This is a genomic window from Actinotignum saccati, from assembly GCF_051265055.1.
Taxonomy (GTDB): domain Bacteria; phylum Actinomycetota; class Actinomycetes; order Actinomycetales; family Actinomycetaceae; genus Actinotignum.
Map to the genome: position 1 here is coordinate 242,835 of NZ_JBOZCC010000002.1, position 16,512 is coordinate 259,346.

The following is a 16,512-nucleotide window of genomic DNA, read 5'->3' on the forward strand; positions in this document are numbered from 1 at the left end:
CTACCTCAGGTCAAGGCGCGCCCGGGCCTGCGCACGTATCGGCACGGGAAGGTCCAGTACCGGAAGCCGCACCGTTTTTTCCAGGGCGACGACGACGCCGGCGCTATCCGCGCGGGTATCTGGCAGCACGCGCTCCGCGGGGAATGTTGCGGCGGCGAGCTGGCGCACGGTGGCTGGGCTGGGATGGCAATCGCTCAGGGGCGCGCTGCTGAAATAGCATTCGCGGGTGATCTCTTGGCTGATCGCGAGCGCGGCGGAATCGGCTTGCCCCTGGAGTGCGTGCCGGGCGGTGAGGATGGTGGCGAGGTAGATGAAACCTAAGCACAGCACGGCGCTGAGCGCCCAGGTTCCCAGGCCCAGGATGAGGATATTGCCGAGTTCCCGGGGTGCTGCTCGTGCCTGCAGTGCCCGAGCTTTCGCCAGGGTGTTCACGGCCGTACCTGTCGAAAACGGTCTAAGGTTGTTCACGGCCGTGCCTCTCGAAAACGATCAACGGTTGTTGAGGCGCTCTGCTCGATAAGAACAGTGCGCCCGAAATAAACGAGCGGAACCGATACCTCAACCGTGACGGTGATGCGTGCTCCCGGGCTCAGGCACGGGTGTGCGGAGCAGGAGATCCGCGGGGGCGCGCCGCTTAGGCCGGCGCTGCTAACCGCAGCATCGCTCACCGCGGCGTGGACAACCGCCCGAGCTCGCGCTGTTCCACTGGCAGTGTTGTCCGCAGTTGCAAAACTGCGGGCTGCTTCCTGGGCTGCCTGCGCGGCGACCGCTCGGGCGCGGGTAATCCCGGTGCTTTCCACGGTAAACATGAGGAGCGGGAGAACAAGCACAATAAGGACCGCAAGGGCTTCCAAGGTGCCGTTTCCCTTTTCGCGGATGCTTCGGTGGTTCACCTGGTTTTTCATAACCGCGCTCCTTTCGCGGGTGGCGGGTGAGTGTTAGCCCCGCGAGCGGTGAGGACGTGTGCGTGGGCGCGCAGTTTGACTGGGTGTGTTCCCAGGAGGGAAGAATATGTTCCGGTGATCTCGACTCGTAGGAAGTCCTCTTCCCCAATGCGGATCATGCTCGCGCTGGCCGTGCACTGACAGGCGGGTAGGCGCGCGGTAATGTCCGCGGTGGCCTGCGTGGCTATTTCAGGAAGGCTGAGCTGGCGCACCGCTCCCGCCCGAGCGGCCCGCGCTGCACAATCACGTATCTGTTCGATAGCAAAGACGCGGGATCCGAGAACCGCGAGTGCCAGGGCCGCGAGGACCACCACCCCGGCAAGGAGGCAGAAATCAACGACTGCACTGCCGCGTTCGGAATCTGGCGCGCGAGGAACTGGCGCGCTAGACGTATGCGCGTCAGATGGTGACTTACCGGGAACTGGCGCTCCAAACACATGCGTGTCGGAGAGCGGCTTGCCGGAAAACTGTGCTGCGGGTTCAGGTATCGGTGTCATGAAAAACTCGAGATGCGTTCGATGGCGGTGGAGAAGAGATTCGTGAGGGCCGGGCCGGCTACTGCCCAGATGGCGAGCACAAGACCCACGGTCATGAGGGTGACAAGTACCCAGCCGGGCACGTCTCCGCGTTCGCCGGAATCCGGAGCGGTCCACGTTGCGGTTGGTAAATCAGGGTGGATAAGCGCGCCGTGCGTACTCACTGACATAAGTAGTTCCTTTCGCTAGATAGGTTGGTTGTGGCGGTGGTTTATGGAGAGGTCAGGGGAAGGAAGGTGAGTCGGGCCAGGCCCGGGTAGAGGGCGATGACCACGATGAAGGGCAGGATAAGGAAAACAACGGGAACCATCATGAGGATTTCGCGGCGTCCTCCACGTTCGAGGAGTTGGCGGCGCGCGTAATCTCGTGATTCTTCGGCTTGTACCCGCAAGGTATCTGCGAGTGGGGAACCGTGGGCGAGTGCGGCAAGTAATGCTTCGCATAGGCTTTGCAAGGCCGGGTTGTGTACCCGTTCGTTGAGGTGGCGCAGGGCCGTGGTGAGCGGGTCGCCGGCATAGACATCTCCGAGGGTTCGCCGCAGTTCTTTTCCCACGGCTCCGCCGGCTAAGCTCGCAACGTATTCGATAGCTCCCACGATGCTGGTGCCCGCCCCCACCGCGATACTCAGGAGGTGGGCGATATCGGGAAGTTCGGCGGTGATAGCGCCGTCATGGCGGCGCAGGCGCGCGGTGAGCTGGGAGTCCACTGCAAGGATGGCACCGATGAGGAAGAGGAGGGGGCAGGCGGCCGCGAGCGCCGCGGGTAATCCGCGGGCAAGGCAGGCGAGCCCGAGTGCGATACCGACTGCTCCCGCGAGTACTCCCGCGCGTAATTGGGCAAAGCGGAAGTCTGCGACGTCGCCCTCCCCTAAACGGTGGAGGCGGCTCGTGACCGATGCGTGAGTGGAACCGAATTTTTCCGCACCGCGCAACACCATCCGGACGATGCGATGGGGCAGGCGCGGGCGGGCACCGCCCAGGTAGGGCGCGATGCGTGAGACCAGTGCAGGGCCTGGCCAGAGCCACCACCAGCCCAGGAGTACGAGGCCAGCCGCGGTGATGCTACCGGTAAATACAGGAAGGGGTGCGCGAACAAGTGCGGAAAGGGAAAGAAACATAGGAGCGGCCCCTTCTATACTGCGGCGCGCCGGGCGCGACTGGGACGGGGCGGCGAGGATGGATCAGCCTGTGAGGCTGCCGGCACAGCAGTAGGCAAGGCAACCTGCGAGGCTCCCGGCGATGCTCTCCGTGAGGTTCCCGGTGATACTCCCGGTGAGCCGGCCAGGACGCGTTGCTCTTCGGGGAGTCGGCCCAGGCGGAGCATGAGCCCGTAGGCGAGCAGTGTGGTGCCTAGGCCAATGAGGAGGATGAGGGTGCCGGTAGGCGAGGTGAAGGCATCCATTGTGCCCGGCCTGGTGGAGAGCAGGAGGAGAACGAGCCACGGGGCAAGTGCTGCCACCCGTGCTGCATTGACGGTCCAGGATTGCCGGGCTAGGAGTTCGCCCCGGGCCCGGTTTTCTGCTCGCAGGGATACCGCGAGGGATTCCAGGACGCGGGGTAGATCGTGGCCGCCGTGGCGCACCGCGAGCCGAAGAATTTCGAGGACCCGGTCTGATACCGGGTCGTGGAAGGAATCTTTGAGGCGGGTCAGGGAGGCGTCAAAACTTCCGGTTGTTTCCAGGTGAGTGGCGAAGGAGCGCAGCGCGGGCGGGGCGTCTGGCCGGGTGGCGAGATAAAGAAGAGCTTCGGGGATAGTGCGCCCAGCCCGGAGGGAGGACAGTAGCTTATCGATACGGTCGGGCCAGGCCAGGCGTTGTGTATCCCGCGCTTTCCTACCGGCGTGACGAGAATGCCAGAACGGCAGCCAGAGCCCTACTACTCCCCCGGCGGCGGCGAGGAAAGGATGCCCGGTGCCGAGCACAGCAGCTAAGGCCAGGCCGAGGCCGCAGCAGATACTTATCCCGAGCCGGCGCCAGGAAATTGCGACGCGAGCCGACCCGAGGCGCCCCGGTAGTCCCGGCCAGCGCGGGTCGCCAGTGTGGCGCGGGCGAGCCAAACTACGCGCCCCACCCGGAGTGGACAGAGCACGAATAACCGTGAGGATTCCGGTGGTGAGTAAAGCTCCAACGATCAGTCCCATGGTTAGCTCACCGCCCGGGTAAGAATGCTGCCATCTGGCCCAAGGCCCATGACCTCCAGAATCTGGGCAACCTTACGCTGCCCGCTGGCCGCCCGGGTCACGTGGATGACGAGGTTAATAGTGGCGGCAACGGTGGGCGTTACGAAGCTTGGCGTGATGTTTTCACCGGCGAGGAGCGGGAGGATCTCCAATTTCGTGAGGGCTTCCCGTGCACTATTGGCGTGAATGGTACAGGCCCCGGGGATGCCCGCATTGAGGGCCACAAGAAGATCGAAAGCTTCTGCCCCGCGTACTTCTCCGATAACGATGCGGTCCGGGCGCATACGCAGACTTTCGCGCACGAGGTCGCGGAGCGTCACCGCGCCGCGCCCTTCCAGGGACGGCGGGCGCGTTTGCATCGCAACAACATCGGGAAGGTCGATACCCAGCTCAAAAACTTCTTCAGCGCTGATAAGCCGTTCGGTTGGCGCTATCCCGCCGAGGAGCGCACGCAGGAGGGTGGTTTTACCGGCCCCGGTTGATCCCGATACCAAGATATTGCTCCCGGCGCTCATGGCTGCACTCAGGTAGTCTGCCTGCGCTCCTTCCAGCATCTGCACATTCACCAGATCGCTGAGCTTGCGGGCCCGGACCGTGTATTTTCTGATATTGATCGCCCAATATCGCGCGGTGATATCGGGAATGGCCACGTGGAGGCGTTCCCCGGTAGGAAGCTGGGCATCAACAAACGGGGTGGAGAGGTCCAAGCGCCGCCCGGAGGCATAGAGCATCCGCTCGACCAAGGTGTGGATCTCACTTTCTGCCATCGTGAGATCAATACGAGTGGAAACACCGGAGCGGGCCACAAATATTTTATCCGGGGCGTTGATCCAGATTTCTTCTACCTGCGGGTCGTCGAAGAATTTCTGTAGCGGCCCGTAGCCGCTCAGCTGCGAGATGAGGTGGGAGCGTACGCTCTCCGTATCCGCCAGGGCCGCGTGGTCCCCGCGCACTGATTCGTCATTAAAAGTGGTGAGGGTTTCTCCCACGATGGTTTCCAGGAAGGCGGCGTCACGGCGCGGATCAATTCCGCGGTGCCGAATCGTTTCCCGCACCCGTTCTTCTATGCCCTGCCGGGTGGCGGAAGCAGCGCGATATGCACGGCTGGCCAGGTGCGGTGGGCGAGCCGAGGCGAGGCCCGCGGGCCGGGGATATGCCGTGTCGTGCATGGCACCTCCTTTGAATATTGGGGTGGTGATCGTGGTGAGGTGCTCTCACTGTAGGGTCTCCCGTGTCTGGGAATAGCATCTAGCCGGCTGGCTGTGGATAGGGGATGCATTTCGCGATCATGTGGATAGTTCCGGCAGCCGGCCTATATCCGGGGTGTAGGCAAGCACGTGGCTGAGTTTTCGGATAAATTGAGGGGGTGACTACTTCTCCGCTCTATCTTGCTGCGCTTGCCGTCGGGGCTCTCGGCGTCGAGATTGTCTCCACGCGCCAACCGTTTGTTGAGACGGAAGATTTTGTTTCCGGGTGCGTCCTTGATTCTCAGGGGCGCCACTGGATGGTCAAAGTTCCTCAGAATGGCACGGCGGCGACGTCGTTAGAAGCCGAAGCGGCTCTGGCTCCCCAGCTTTTGGAGGAATTGCGGGCCGGGCGCCTGCCTTTCGATATTATGCGGCCGGCCGGTTTTGTTGATGCTGATACCGGGGGTCGCGCGGTGGTCTACCCGGAGCCTTTTGGGCGGGCGCTGGTTTTCGAAGCTCTCGGTGAGGAAGAAGTGCGGGAAATGGGCCGCACGCTTGCCGCGATTCACAGCATTGACCGGGATGTGGTGGCTCGTTCCGGGTTGCCTGTCTATACGGCTGAGCAGTGGCGCGCGCGGGTGCGGGCCGAACTGGAGGCAGCCGATCAGGAAACTTCCCTTCCTACGATTTTGCGCCAGCGCTGGATGGATGTGCTGGATAGTGACGAGGTGTGGGATTTTGAGGAAACGGTTGTCCACGGTGATGTGGCTTCTGATAATTTCTTGTGGTCGAATGGCTCGGTTGCGAGCGTGCTCGGTTTCGGTGAGGCGCACGTGGGCGATCCGGCCCGGGATTTAGCGGCGATGCTTGTTCTTGATGATGAACAGTGGCCGAGTTTTATTACTTCTTATGAGAATGCGCGCTCGGTTGAGCTGAGGGAAACGGATTACACCCGTATTATTTTCACGTCGGAGTTCGCGATTATTCGCTGGCTCATGTACGGGATTCGTACGGGCAGCATGGAGATTAGGAACGACGCCGTCCAGATGCTCGGCGCGCTGGCCGAGGACGTACGTGAGGCCCCGGATTTGCTCCCCGCTCCCCCGGCATCGGAGCCGGCTTTCACTGACAGTGCTTCCGATGCCGAGGCGAGCGGTGCGGATGAGCTGACCGGGGAAACCGCGGTTACTGCTCCTGATTGGGCAGACCCGCACGAAGCAGAATTTCCTCCTCGCTGAGCTTCCCAGCCCGTAGTTCCTCAGCCCTATTTCCCCGCAGGTATACGAAGGACGCGTCAATATCCCCGAGGGGGATTCCGTGGGCCCGGGACCAGGCAAGCCGGTAAAGGGCAAGCTGGAGTTCGCGGGCCGCTTTCGTTTCCTCGTCGGGGCGCCGCCCGGATTTCCAGTCCACGATAGTAACCGGCGCACGCCCGGGTACCCGTGAGGTGTCGAAAACAGCGTCGAGTGCGCAGTGGACAACATGCCCTCCGATGACCACACCGAGTTGCTGTTCGATGGCGAGGGGCGGATAGCTGGCCCATTCGGATGCTTCGTAATTTTTATACATACACGCGATGTCTTCTGCGCTGAGAACCGGATCATGCTCGAGGGGATCCTCGCTATCAATATCGAGCACGGCGGCGCTCGCGTAACTATCAGCGATTTTTTCGTGCAAGATCGTCCCTAAACGCGCAGCTCGCGAGGGCTGGCGGGGAACCGGGCGGCGTTTATTGAGCAGATATTCTTCGCGGTGTTCGGCCCGATAGACGAGCTCGGTGGCGGTGTAATGCCCGCCCGCCTCGGTGTACTCGGATGTTTCGGCTTGCTGTTTGCGTGCGATAAGCCGGCCGATGACCTGAGTGAGTTCGGCGCGCTGGTCAGCGTCGAGAGTTTCCGCCTCAATGGGGAGGCTGCGGGCCAGGTCACGCGGCCAGGCAAGCAGGTCGGGCGCTTCGAAATAATGCGGTACCGGTTCGAGGGCCGGCGGGTACACAACGTCTTCCCCGAAAATATCGACGAGCTCATCCACGCTCAAGCTATCCGGTGCTATATCCGGGAATCCTTCCGGCAGCTGCACGGAGGAAACCGTGGCAGGCGAGGCAGCCAGCACCAGCTCCCCGCGGGCGGCAGCTTCCCGCACCGCGCTCAGGAAGCACGAGGGCTGCCGCGCTTCAACGCCGAGTGCGTTATCACTCCCATCTGCCGGGGTTTCGGCAGCGTTTTTCTTCGCTTGCTTTTCTGCTTTCTGTACCCGGCCAGACACATCCTTGTCATCTTGGAAACAGTATCCGGCCAGCAGGAGCTCCCGGGTGGAACGGGTAAAGGCCACGTAGGCGAGGCGCCGCATTTCTTCGCTTTCGTGGTACGCCAATTCGTCGAGGAACCGTGCGTAGGTATTCGCGACGGTGATTTTATCGAGATTGCGAGCACCGGCCAGCGTGAATTGGGGCAGGTACGGATAGTCGGTACGCAGGGGGTACGGGAAAATACCGGTATTGCGCGGCCAGGCTTTCACTCCTTCGGTCACTTCGGAGAACTGGCCTTTCACGAGTTCAGGTACGACGACGAGGTCACGCCATTCCAAACCTTTGGCAGCATGGACGGTCATCAATTGGATAACCCCGGGAGTAACATCGACCGCGCTCTCCACCCGCGGAATATCTGCCCCGGATTCTTCTTCCCCGCCGTGTTCTTCTGTTTCCACCACATCGAGCCATTCCACGAATTCGCGCATGCTCCGCTGGCTATCACCGTGCTCGTAGGTGCGGCCCAGGGAGATGAATTGGTCGATGGAGGTACGGACCCGCTGCCCGCCTTCACTGCGGGTAGCGGCCGCGGTATCGAGGCCGAGGAGGTGGACGGCCCGATCAATCTGATCGCCCAAAGCATTATGCAAACCGGAACGCAAGGACGCGAGGGTGGCATTCAAGCGCCGCAAGCGCTCCCAGCCAATGCCGGAGAATTCGGCGCGCGCGGATCGGGCTGCTTGCCTGAGCTCAGCTTCGCCCGTTCCCGCCAGCTCCGCCACATCCGCGTGCTCCCCCGGGTGATCACCAGGGGTGCTTGGGGTGCTTGCCAGGAGCATAAGCGCGTGGAGTGCCTCACCCAAATTGGCTTCGTCACGACTGTTGAGAAGGGGTTGCGCGGTGGCCGACATACCTTCTGCGCCAGGCTCGCCCTCGTGGCCGGGTGCGGCGTCGTCGTTAATAAAACTGGCACGCACGTCACTATCAACTTTGGTGACCGCCACGGCCGCGTAGCGACGCGCCCAGCGCGAGAGCGCGCGGATATCCGCCACCCCGATATTCCAGTGGGCGAGTAAGCGCGCGAGGAGGTCGCCGCGGGCCGGGTTGGCGGCCAGGCCGAGGGCGGCCCGCAGGGTAATGATTTCCGGACGTGCCACCAGCGATTCCCCGCCCACAATCTCAAAGGCGAGGGGTTGAGGCGTGGTGCCTCCAGGGTGTGCGGCAGATTCCCTGGCGAGCTGGCTGTTGAGTTCGCGCAGGGCGGCGGCCATCATATCGATATAGGCACGTTTGCGGCACAGGACGGCGATCTCGGCCCCGCGCGGTGCTTCACCGCGAGCGCGCCGCTCTTCGTTTTCCGCGGCTACCCGCTCGCGTACCGCGAGGATATGCCGGGCGATACTCCGGTAGGAGTCTTCGCGAAGGAGGGTACGGATTTCGCTGACGCGCCCGGCTCCCGCTCCGGGGCGTTCACGCAACCGCAGCGGCGCGATATCGGCACTATCCCCCGCGCTCCCCGCCGTTCCCGCGCTTGTTGGGGCAGGCCTAAGTTCGGGTGGGAAATTCGGGTGGTCGCGATCTTCGCGTAGGAACGTGTCCCGATCCAAGGGAGTGGCGACGGCGTTGCCTGCCGCGAGCACGGCCCGATCATTACGGAAAGCGGTGGAGAGCTGGAGTTTCTCTACGTGCCCGAAAATCCGGGTGGTGTGGCGTGCGAAGTTGGTCAGGGCGGCGGCGCTGGCACCCCGCCACCCGTAGATGGCCTGGTTCGGGTCGCCTACCGCGGTGATGGACAGGAAGCCGTCGCGTTTCGCGGTGAGGGCGCTGAGGAGGAATTGTGCCTGGTTTTCGTCGGTGTCTTGGTATTCGTCGAGCAGGATGAGGCGATACCGGGAGGAGATTTCCTTGGCGATTTGGGGATAGCGGGTCATGATACGCCCAGCGATGGCGACCTGGTCGGCGAATTCGGTGACGTTGAGTTCTTTTTTGAGCTGCAGGTAGGACTCCACTAGCCCGAGCACGACCTGTTGCTGTTTGGGTACTGCCGCTCCCCCCTTCAAATTGGTGAATTTCTTGGAGGCATCCGGGTACCAGCAGCGTGCACTCATGATGCGTGTTGAGTCGGCACATAGTGTTTCCAGTGCGTGATCTTGGGCAGTGAGGAAAGCCCGGGCTTCTTCAAGCTCCACGCCGTTGGTGAGGATTCCTTGGGCGAAGGTGAGGGCATCGTTAATGAGGCTGGAGCGACTGCGTTCGGCAAGGACCGCGGTGCTAGCGCTGCTGGGCAGGGCGCTGACGACCTGGTCCATGAGCTGGACGCGTTCGGCATCGGTGATGAGGCGGGCGGTGGGATCGGCTCCGACCAGCATGCCGTAGGCTCCGGCGATGTCGTTCGCGAAAGAGTTGTAGGTGGATATCACGGGCCTGCGCATGGTGCTTCCCGCGTTGCTTCCTTCCGGGGTGAGGAGGCCGAGTTTTTCCAGGCTGGTGTTAACTCGTTCAGCTAGTTCCCCGGCGGCTTTCCGGGTGAAGGTGAGTCCGAGGACTTCATCCGGGCTCACGTTGCCGCAAGCGAGGTGGTAGGCGATCCGGTCCACCATGGTTTTTGTTTTGCCCGATCCGGCTCCGGCAACGACGAGGATAGCCGGGACCGTGGAGGTGATGACCCGGCGTTGTTCCGCGGTGGGTGGGTGTTCTTGGCCGGCGAGGATGCGTTCTAGAGCGGTATCGGGTTCCGCTGGCGCCTGCGCTTCAAAGTATTCGTGGGGTGTGGGTGTCATGAGAAGATCCGTCCTTCTTGCGTCAGGGGACTAATGGATTGAACCCGGTCATTGGCTTCTTCCAAACTGGGCGAGACCGGTACGAAGCCGCTCACCGCGATCTGGGCGGCGCTACGCACGCGATCTTCCGCGCGAGCTGCACTCACCTCATCAAGAGGTGCTTGGGTGAGAACGGAGGGGCTGTGCTGTTTCTTCAGGAAATTATGCGGGTGGACGTACACGAGTTCCGCACCGGCAGCCGTGTGTTTTTCATTGAGTGCCCACTGGTAGACCTGGAGCTGGGCGTGGTCCTCCGCTTGTGCCTCGCTGGGCTTATATTTTCCGGTTTTCAGGTCAATGACCCGGGCTCCTTCCCCGCGGTTGACGAGGCGGTCAATGGAGCCGGATACCCGTACGGGCGGGGTGCCGGGTAGCTCGCGGCTAATCCGGTGTTCCACGCCTAGCAAGGTGTCCTCCCGGTGGGAATCAAGATAGATATAGAGGTTATCGACCATGTCACTGGCTTGGTCGAAAAGGAGTTTGTCGTAATGTGTGGGAGTTTCGGATAGTTTTTCAGGCCAGAGTTCTACCAGCCGGGCGTGCATCTGCTCCTGGTTGGGTTCTTCGGCGAATTCTTCCGCGATACGGTGAACTAGGGTTCCGATGGAGGCGCTTTCGGTGCCTTCTTCCGAGCGCAGGCCCACCGCGGAACAGAATCCGTCAAGCGGGCAGGCAAGAAGGGATTCCACCGCTGAGGGGCTCACGTAGACCGGGCCGGGTACCGCTGCTTCGGTTGAGGTGGCGAGCTCATCCATCCAGGTGTGCGGATCCGCCGCGCTAAATCCGGCGCCACGCATTTTCTCCAACGCGGCCCGGGCGAAATCGCTAGATTCTCCCCCGGCGCGCAGTGCCCGGCGCAGTACCCCAACGGTTTCCTCACCGCTGAGGAGCGCGGGCGGAATCGGTTGGGCAACGAGGGGCCGGTGCCCGAGGGGAAGGGTCATACCCCAGCGTGGATCACTCAGCGAGCGCACGGTGCGTGGAAGATTAGAACCGCTCAAGGCTCCCGCTCCGGCACGTGCACCCACGCCCGCGCTAGTACTTGTTCCGGCTGAATTTTCCGACATATCAAAACCGAGCAGGGGGAAGAAGCGCGAGGGGGTATCTCCCATACTGTCCGTGGTGGTCACGAGGAGACTGCGCCGGGCCCGCGTGACCGCGAAATGTAATTGGCGCAGTTCATCAGCGATAACCGCAGACGTGGAATCACGATAGACCACACTGCCTGCGTTAGCCGCGCTTCCTGCACTAGCCGCAGTTCCTGTGGTAGCTGCACTTCCTCCGCTAGCCGCGCTTCCTGCACTAGCCGAATCGCTTGCACCAATCGCAGTGCTTGCATCAACCCCGGTGCCCGAACTGGCCCCACCGGTGAACCTTCCGGTCACAAGTTCGCTGAGAAGTCCGGTACCCGTGAGGGCATCACGCGGGCGCGGATTAGGCCATACTCCATCCACCACGTGCATGAGGACAATATGATCCCATTCGCGCCCTTGGGCCCCCGCGGGAGTGAGGAGGGAAACGCTATCAGCTTCCGCCCCGCCCCGAGCGATGGAATCTTCGGGGAGTTCTTGAGAACTCACTTCCTCCAGGAGAGTATCCACCGTGACAGCCGGGTCGCGATCAGCCATGCGTTGCGCCACCCGGAAGAGGGAAATAACCGCATCGAGATTCCGGTTGGCCCGATCCGCATCCGGGCCGTGCCCGAGGGCTAGTTGTTGCCATTCTTCGGATTTTCCAGCTCCCTCCCACGCGGCCCACAGTACTTCTTCCGCTTGCATGGCGCAGGCCTCCCCCGCTTCCCGAATACGGGCAAGTAGAGCGCGCAGAGGTTCGAGTTCCGCTGCGGTGGGCCCACCGCCCCCTAGGACTGCCCCGGTGAGAAGTTCTGCTTCACTCCCACGCTGCCCGGAGAGGAGAGCTTGGGCGCGCAGCCACCGGCCTACCCTTTTGATTTCGAGGGGGTCCATTCCGATGATGGGTGAGGCGAGTAATGCCGGGATATCAACGCTCTCAGGGGTGGCGAAGGCGTGCGGGCCGCTGGTGAAGGCAGCGCGGATGAGATCAAAGAGTGCGGCGACTGCCGGTTCGCGATGCAGGGGCTCATCACTAGCCAGGGGCGCTACCGGTATGCCGCGCCGCACGAGTGCATCGCGGATCCGCCCGTGGTCACTGCGCGCACGGGTAAATACCGCCATCTGCGCGTAGGGGACGCCGGTGCGCAGGTGCATTTCTTCCAGGTAGGAAGCCACGTAGGCGATTTCTTCTTCCATGTGGGCGAAGCTGGCTCCGCGCAGTGCATCATTCCACGGATCGGTTGGCCCGCCGGGAAGTTGATCGGATATCCGCGAACTTGCCGCTTCTGCATTCACCCTGGCACCGTCACCATTGCCACTGGTGCTACCGCTGCCATGATCCGAGAGCACCGGCCCGGCACCGCGGTGGGCGTGCACGCCCCCGCCCACCGGGAGGGCCTGCTCGATGCGCTGGGCTTGGCTAATAAGGGCGGGACCGCCGCGGTGCCGAACCTTGAGGTAAACAAGATCTGCATCCAAGCCGCGCGGAGCGGGATAAGCAAGATCGCCCGGGAGGGAATGCACCCCGCCGCGGAAGCCCTGGACCGCGCTATCGGGATCACCGGCTACGATGATCCGGGTTCCCTGATCACGCATCACCCGCAAGAGGGGAAGCATGGAACGCGGAGCATTCTGGGCATCATCAACAAGGACCATTGCCCAGCGCGGGCGCGGCACCGGGACCGTACGGCCCGCTGCCGCCAGGTGTTCTTCCCACTCCGAGAGCATATGGGTAGCCGCACCGACGAGCTGGCTGTGATCAAGACGGTCCGGGCTAGCGGCCGAACCGGCCAGCGCATCCCCCAAGGTGCGCACCTCATCGTACCGGCGCATAAGCGCGCCGGCCAGGCGCCACATCTGCGCTTGAAGTTCAGGCACGCTCCCGTTTTCTGCCCAGGCTTCCAGCTGGCTAGCATCCAGACCGAGTTCGCGAGCGCGAGTGATGAGATTGCGTAGCTCTTGGCGTAATCCGGGAAGATCACGCACATCCTCGGTAACAAAATCGGGGAAATGGATGCCCGAGTATTCATCACTGAGAATCTCACGCACGATGCGATCCTCATCAGGACCGGAGATCAATTCGGGGTTTTCCCGCCTCAGTGCTTGGGCATAGCGCTGCACAATGGCGTAGGCGAAAGCAGAAAGGGTGCGAACCTCCAGATTTTCGGGCCGCACCCCGGCCGCCAAGGTGAGCAGGTGTTGGAGGCGTGCTGCGGCCCGCCGATCTTGGGTGATGACCGCAATATTTCCTTCCTGGAGAGCCGCGCGGGCAATATGGGCGAGGACGGTGGTTTTCCCACTTCCAGGCGCGCCAATAATGCTCAGCGTGCCCGGGGCTAAGCCGCCCGCGGACCGTGCCAGAGCCGCGCTGACCGCTGCCTCTTGTGAGGCATCGAGTTGTTCGACGATCCTGTCCACCACGATCCTTTCTTCGCAGGTGCGTTGTTAGGATTAACCATACGAGAGGCTTACGACAAAATTTTTTGTCGTAAGGGGCCGCTACTGTGGAGGCATCGCAAACGCTACTGTGAATGCATCGCGAAGATGAGCTATCCGGCTCTCTCGCGGCGGTGCCCTCCGGCTCCGCATCCCTAGAGTATTCAAGGAGAAACATATGGAAATCGTTATTGGTTTTCGTGAAACTACCCGTGATCTGATTTTGGAAACGGATGCCTCGGTTGAGGAATTGCGCGCGCTTGTCGATGCCAGCCTGGGTGGAGAAGGCAAGCCCCTGCGTATCACCGCGAAGAAGAATCGTGAGGTAACCATTCCCGCTGATGCTATTGCTTTCGTGGAAATCCGCGAGCAGGATACCCGCCGGGTTGGTTTCGGTCTCTAGGAAATTCGTGGTGCGCGGGAGGTCGCAGCGGCCCGGCCGGCGTAGTGCCGTAGAATAGCCGGGAGCCTGAGGTCGTGTACACCGCCTCCAGGCGTGATTGATATGTGTAGCTGCCCGGTCGCTGGGGATTGTCGCGATCGGCTGCTACCTCGGGTGGCGTGCTCGGTCGCCGGTGCGTAATCGGCTGATGTGGCATATATCGCAACTGCTGCACCCACCCCTAGCTCGTGCGCGCTAGCGCACGCAGAAAGGACAGCATATGGCTTCCGGAGTGATTGATTCCTCCCGCGCTCATGAACCCACCGACACCTCCCCCGCCGCTGATATCACCGGCACAGGTGAAGGCCTCGAAACCAAGTCTTTCGCGGATTTCGGAGTTTCCGAACCTATCGTTCGTGCCCTGGAAGAGCACGGCATTACCCACCCCTTCCCGATCCAGGCACTCACTCTTCCCGTTGCCCTGACCGGGCACGACATTATCGGGCAGGCGAAAACCGGCACCGGAAAAACTCTCGGTTTCGGTATCCCGCTCCTCGAAGTCTCGATAGGCCCGGGAGAAGAAGGTTGGGAGAATATCCCGCCGGCAGATCAGGGTAAGCCCCAGGCACTCGTCGTGCTTCCTACCCGTGAGCTGGCCAAACAGGTTGCTTTGGAGCTGCGTAACGCCGCCGCCCACCGCACCTTGCGTATCGTCGATATTTACGGTGGACGCGCCTATGAACCCCAGCAAGAAGCCCTGGCTAAGGGCGTTGAAATCGTGGTGGGCACCCCGGGCCGCATCATCGACCTCATGAAACACGGTACCCTCGTGCTCAGCCGGGTGCGCACCGTGGTCCTCGATGAGGCCGATGAAATGCTCGACCTCGGTTTTTTGGACGACGTCGAAAAAATCCTCTCCGCCGTTCCACCTACCCGCCACACCATGCTCTTCTCGGCAACCATGCCCGGCCCCGTCATCACCATGGCGCGCCGCTACATGACGAAACCGACGCATATTCGCGCCCATACCCCCGGTGATGACAGCGCCACCGTGAAAAATATTCGCCAGGTTGCCTACCGCGTCCACGCCCTGAATAAAGACGAAGTGGTTGCGCGTATCCTCCAGGCCCGCGGCCGGGATCGCTCCATTATTTTCTGCCGCACCAAGCGCAACGCGGCCCGCCTGGCCGATACCTTGCGCGAACGCGGATTCGCGGTGGGATCCCTGCACGGAGATCTGGGCCAGGGAGCCCGGGAACAAACCCTTCGGGCCTTCCGCAAAGGCAAGATTGACGTGCTTGTTGCAACCGATGTTGCCGCCCGCGGTATTGACGTGGACGATGTCACCCACGTCATCAACTATCAGTGCCCCGAAGATGAAAAGATCTACATCCACCGTATCGGGCGCACCGGCCGGGCCGGAAATAAGGGCACCGCGGTCACCTTCGTGGACTGGGAAGATATGCCCCGCTGGTCGCTTATTAGCAAGCAGCTCAACCTCGGGATGGCCGATCCGGTAGAGACCTACCACACTTCAGATCACCTCTACACCGATCTTGATATTCCCACCGATGCTGGCTCTACTCTCCCCGAATCCCAGCGGGTGCTGGCCGGTCTGGATGCCGAAGAGATCGAAGATCTGGGCGAAACCGGCCATTCGCGAGGCGGGCGCAGGAATTCTCAGCGTCGCTCGGCCCGCCAGGGCGGGCGCCGCGGCCCGCGCGAACGCGGGAGCGAGCGGCGTTCTTCTTCCACCCGTGGATCGCGCCGTGCCACGTCCACGGCCACAACGACGGAGGGGCAGCGCTCGGGAAGCGGGCGTCGTCGTACTGAAGAAAAAGAGCAGCGCAGCGCTTCCGGGCGCACCCGCCGCAAGCTCGGCACCCCTCGCACGCGGGCCGAAACTCCCGCGGTTAGCGAGCAGGCAGGAACGCAACGGCGTCGTCGTAAACTCTCCCGCAAACTGGACTAACGCGGATTAACAAGCGCAGGCGGGCACCTCCACATTTCCCGGAGGTGCCCGCCTGAACTTTAAGAATTGCGTGGGAAAGAAGAACCTACGCGGCGCCCGGCCACACGGAAACTGCGCCGGCAATAATGAGCTGCACCGAAATAGCGGCCAGCAGCATCCCGGCAATGCGGGTGAGGAACACCGTGCCGCCCTCGCCGAGGAGCCGGTGCATGGGCGAAGCGAAACGCAATACCACCCATTCAATAATGTGCAGCAGGATAAAAGCGGCGATAATCGCGAGGATGCCGCCCAGGGTGTCGCCGGATTCCTCCACCTTGATCATGATGGCGACGATCGCGCCGGGGCCGGCTAGCAGCGGAATCCCCATGGGAACCAGGGCGATATTCACCGAAGAAGCCTTTGCCTCTTCTTCTTGCGGATTGGATTCGTCTTGCATGAGCTGGAGGGCGACAAGCAAGAGCAAAATACCGCCCGAAATCTGCATGGCGGCGGTGGTAATACCCAGCAAATCCAGAATGTATTTACCGAAAACCGCGAAAATCGCTAGCACAATCGCGGAGGTGAGGACCGACTGCCAGGCCGCGCGATTGCGTTCCTTATTGGTATTACGCGCGGTGAGCGCGATGAAAACCGGGAGGTTACCTAGCGGGTCGGCGATAACGAACAGGGTCATGAAGGTGGACAAGAAGATCGTGACATCAAAGACGGCCACGGGGCAGTACCTCCTGATTCTCCCC

13 protein-coding genes are annotated in these 16,512 nt (G+C 62.1%); 3 read left to right on the plus strand and 10 right to left on the minus strand.

Translation table 11 applies throughout. The annotated features are described in order from the left end of the window. Genes ACRQEC_RS02580 through ACRQEC_RS02610 form a run of 7 tightly spaced genes read right to left on the minus strand, consistent with a single transcriptional unit; the run spans position 1 to position 4,827 of the window. On the minus strand, positions 1 to 468 hold the full coding sequence (locus tag ACRQEC_RS02580) for a hypothetical protein (RefSeq protein ID WP_284889114.1): 468 nt from the start codon (positions 466 to 468) through the stop codon (positions 1 to 3). Then, a complete protein-coding gene (locus tag ACRQEC_RS02585) occupies positions 465 to 905 on the minus strand; it encodes a hypothetical protein (protein ID WP_284889115.1) in 441 nt (146 codons plus the stop codon). Before ACRQEC_RS02585 ends, ACRQEC_RS02580 begins: the two co-directional genes overlap by 4 nt. Next, positions 902 to 1,441 (minus strand): hypothetical protein, encoded by a 540-nt coding sequence (locus ACRQEC_RS02590; protein ID WP_435732171.1) that lies wholly within the window; start codon positions 1,439 to 1,441, stop codon positions 902 to 904. The genes ACRQEC_RS02585 and ACRQEC_RS02590 overlap by 4 nt, the downstream gene beginning before the upstream one ends. After that, a complete protein-coding gene (locus ACRQEC_RS02595; RefSeq protein ID WP_284889118.1) occupies positions 1,438 to 1,650 on the minus strand; it encodes a hypothetical protein in 213 nt (70 codons plus the stop codon). The genes ACRQEC_RS02590 and ACRQEC_RS02595 overlap by 4 nt, the downstream gene beginning before the upstream one ends. 41 nt (positions 1,651 to 1,691) lie before the next feature. Next, positions 1,692 to 2,597, minus strand: coding sequence for a type II secretion system F family protein (locus tag ACRQEC_RS02600; RefSeq protein WP_284889120.1), 906 nt, complete (start codon positions 2,595 to 2,597; stop codon positions 1,692 to 1,694). Positions 2,598 to 2,611: 14 nt separating this feature from the next. Beyond that, a complete protein-coding gene (locus ACRQEC_RS02605) occupies positions 2,612 to 3,619 on the minus strand; it encodes a type II secretion system F family protein (RefSeq protein WP_284889122.1) in 1,008 nt (335 codons plus the stop codon). Between the two features lie 2 nt (positions 3,620 to 3,621). Beyond that, positions 3,622 to 4,827 (minus strand): TadA family conjugal transfer-associated ATPase, encoded by a 1,206-nt coding sequence (locus ACRQEC_RS02610; RefSeq protein WP_284889123.1) that lies wholly within the window; start codon positions 4,825 to 4,827, stop codon positions 3,622 to 3,624. 197 nt (positions 4,828 to 5,024) lie between these two features. On the opposite strand from ACRQEC_RS02610, the gene ACRQEC_RS02615 reads away from it, so the two are divergent. Further along, positions 5,025 to 6,083, plus strand: a complete 1,059-nt coding sequence (locus ACRQEC_RS02615; RefSeq protein ID WP_284889125.1) for a phosphotransferase — start codon at positions 5,025 to 5,027, stop codon at positions 6,081 to 6,083. Here the strand turns inward: ACRQEC_RS02615 and ACRQEC_RS02620 are convergent. Together ACRQEC_RS02620 and ACRQEC_RS02625 are read right to left on the minus strand one after the other, a co-directional pair. Next, positions 6,031 to 9,873, minus strand: coding sequence for an ATP-dependent helicase (locus tag ACRQEC_RS02620; protein ID WP_284889126.1), 3,843 nt, complete (start codon positions 9,871 to 9,873; stop codon positions 6,031 to 6,033). The two genes, ACRQEC_RS02615 and ACRQEC_RS02620, sit on opposite strands and share 53 nt — an antisense overlap. After that, positions 9,870 to 13,403: a PD-(D/E)XK nuclease family protein gene (locus ACRQEC_RS02625; RefSeq protein ID WP_284889127.1), complete on the minus strand. Its 3,534-nt coding sequence runs from the start codon at positions 13,401 to 13,403 to the stop codon at positions 9,870 to 9,872. Before ACRQEC_RS02625 ends, ACRQEC_RS02620 begins: the two co-directional genes overlap by 4 nt. A 196-nt stretch (positions 13,404 to 13,599) precedes the next feature. On the opposite strand from ACRQEC_RS02625, the gene ACRQEC_RS02630 reads away from it, so the two are divergent. Together ACRQEC_RS02630 and ACRQEC_RS02635 are read left to right on the plus strand one after the other, a co-directional pair. Then, positions 13,600 to 13,824, plus strand: a complete 225-nt coding sequence (locus ACRQEC_RS02630; protein WP_087070621.1) for a DUF3107 domain-containing protein — start codon at positions 13,600 to 13,602, stop codon at positions 13,822 to 13,824. A 259-nt stretch (positions 13,825 to 14,083) separates the two neighbouring features. Further along, positions 14,084 to 15,775: a DEAD/DEAH box helicase gene (locus tag ACRQEC_RS02635; RefSeq protein ID WP_284889128.1), complete on the plus strand. Its 1,692-nt coding sequence runs from the start codon at positions 14,084 to 14,086 to the stop codon at positions 15,773 to 15,775. A gap of 85 nt (positions 15,776 to 15,860) precedes the next feature. Here ACRQEC_RS02635 and ACRQEC_RS02640 read toward each other — a convergent pair whose 3' ends face one another. Then, positions 15,861 to 16,487 (minus strand): MarC family protein, encoded by a 627-nt coding sequence (locus ACRQEC_RS02640; RefSeq protein WP_026429521.1) that lies wholly within the window; start codon positions 16,485 to 16,487, stop codon positions 15,861 to 15,863. Positions 16,488 to 16,512: the final 25 nt, after the last annotated feature.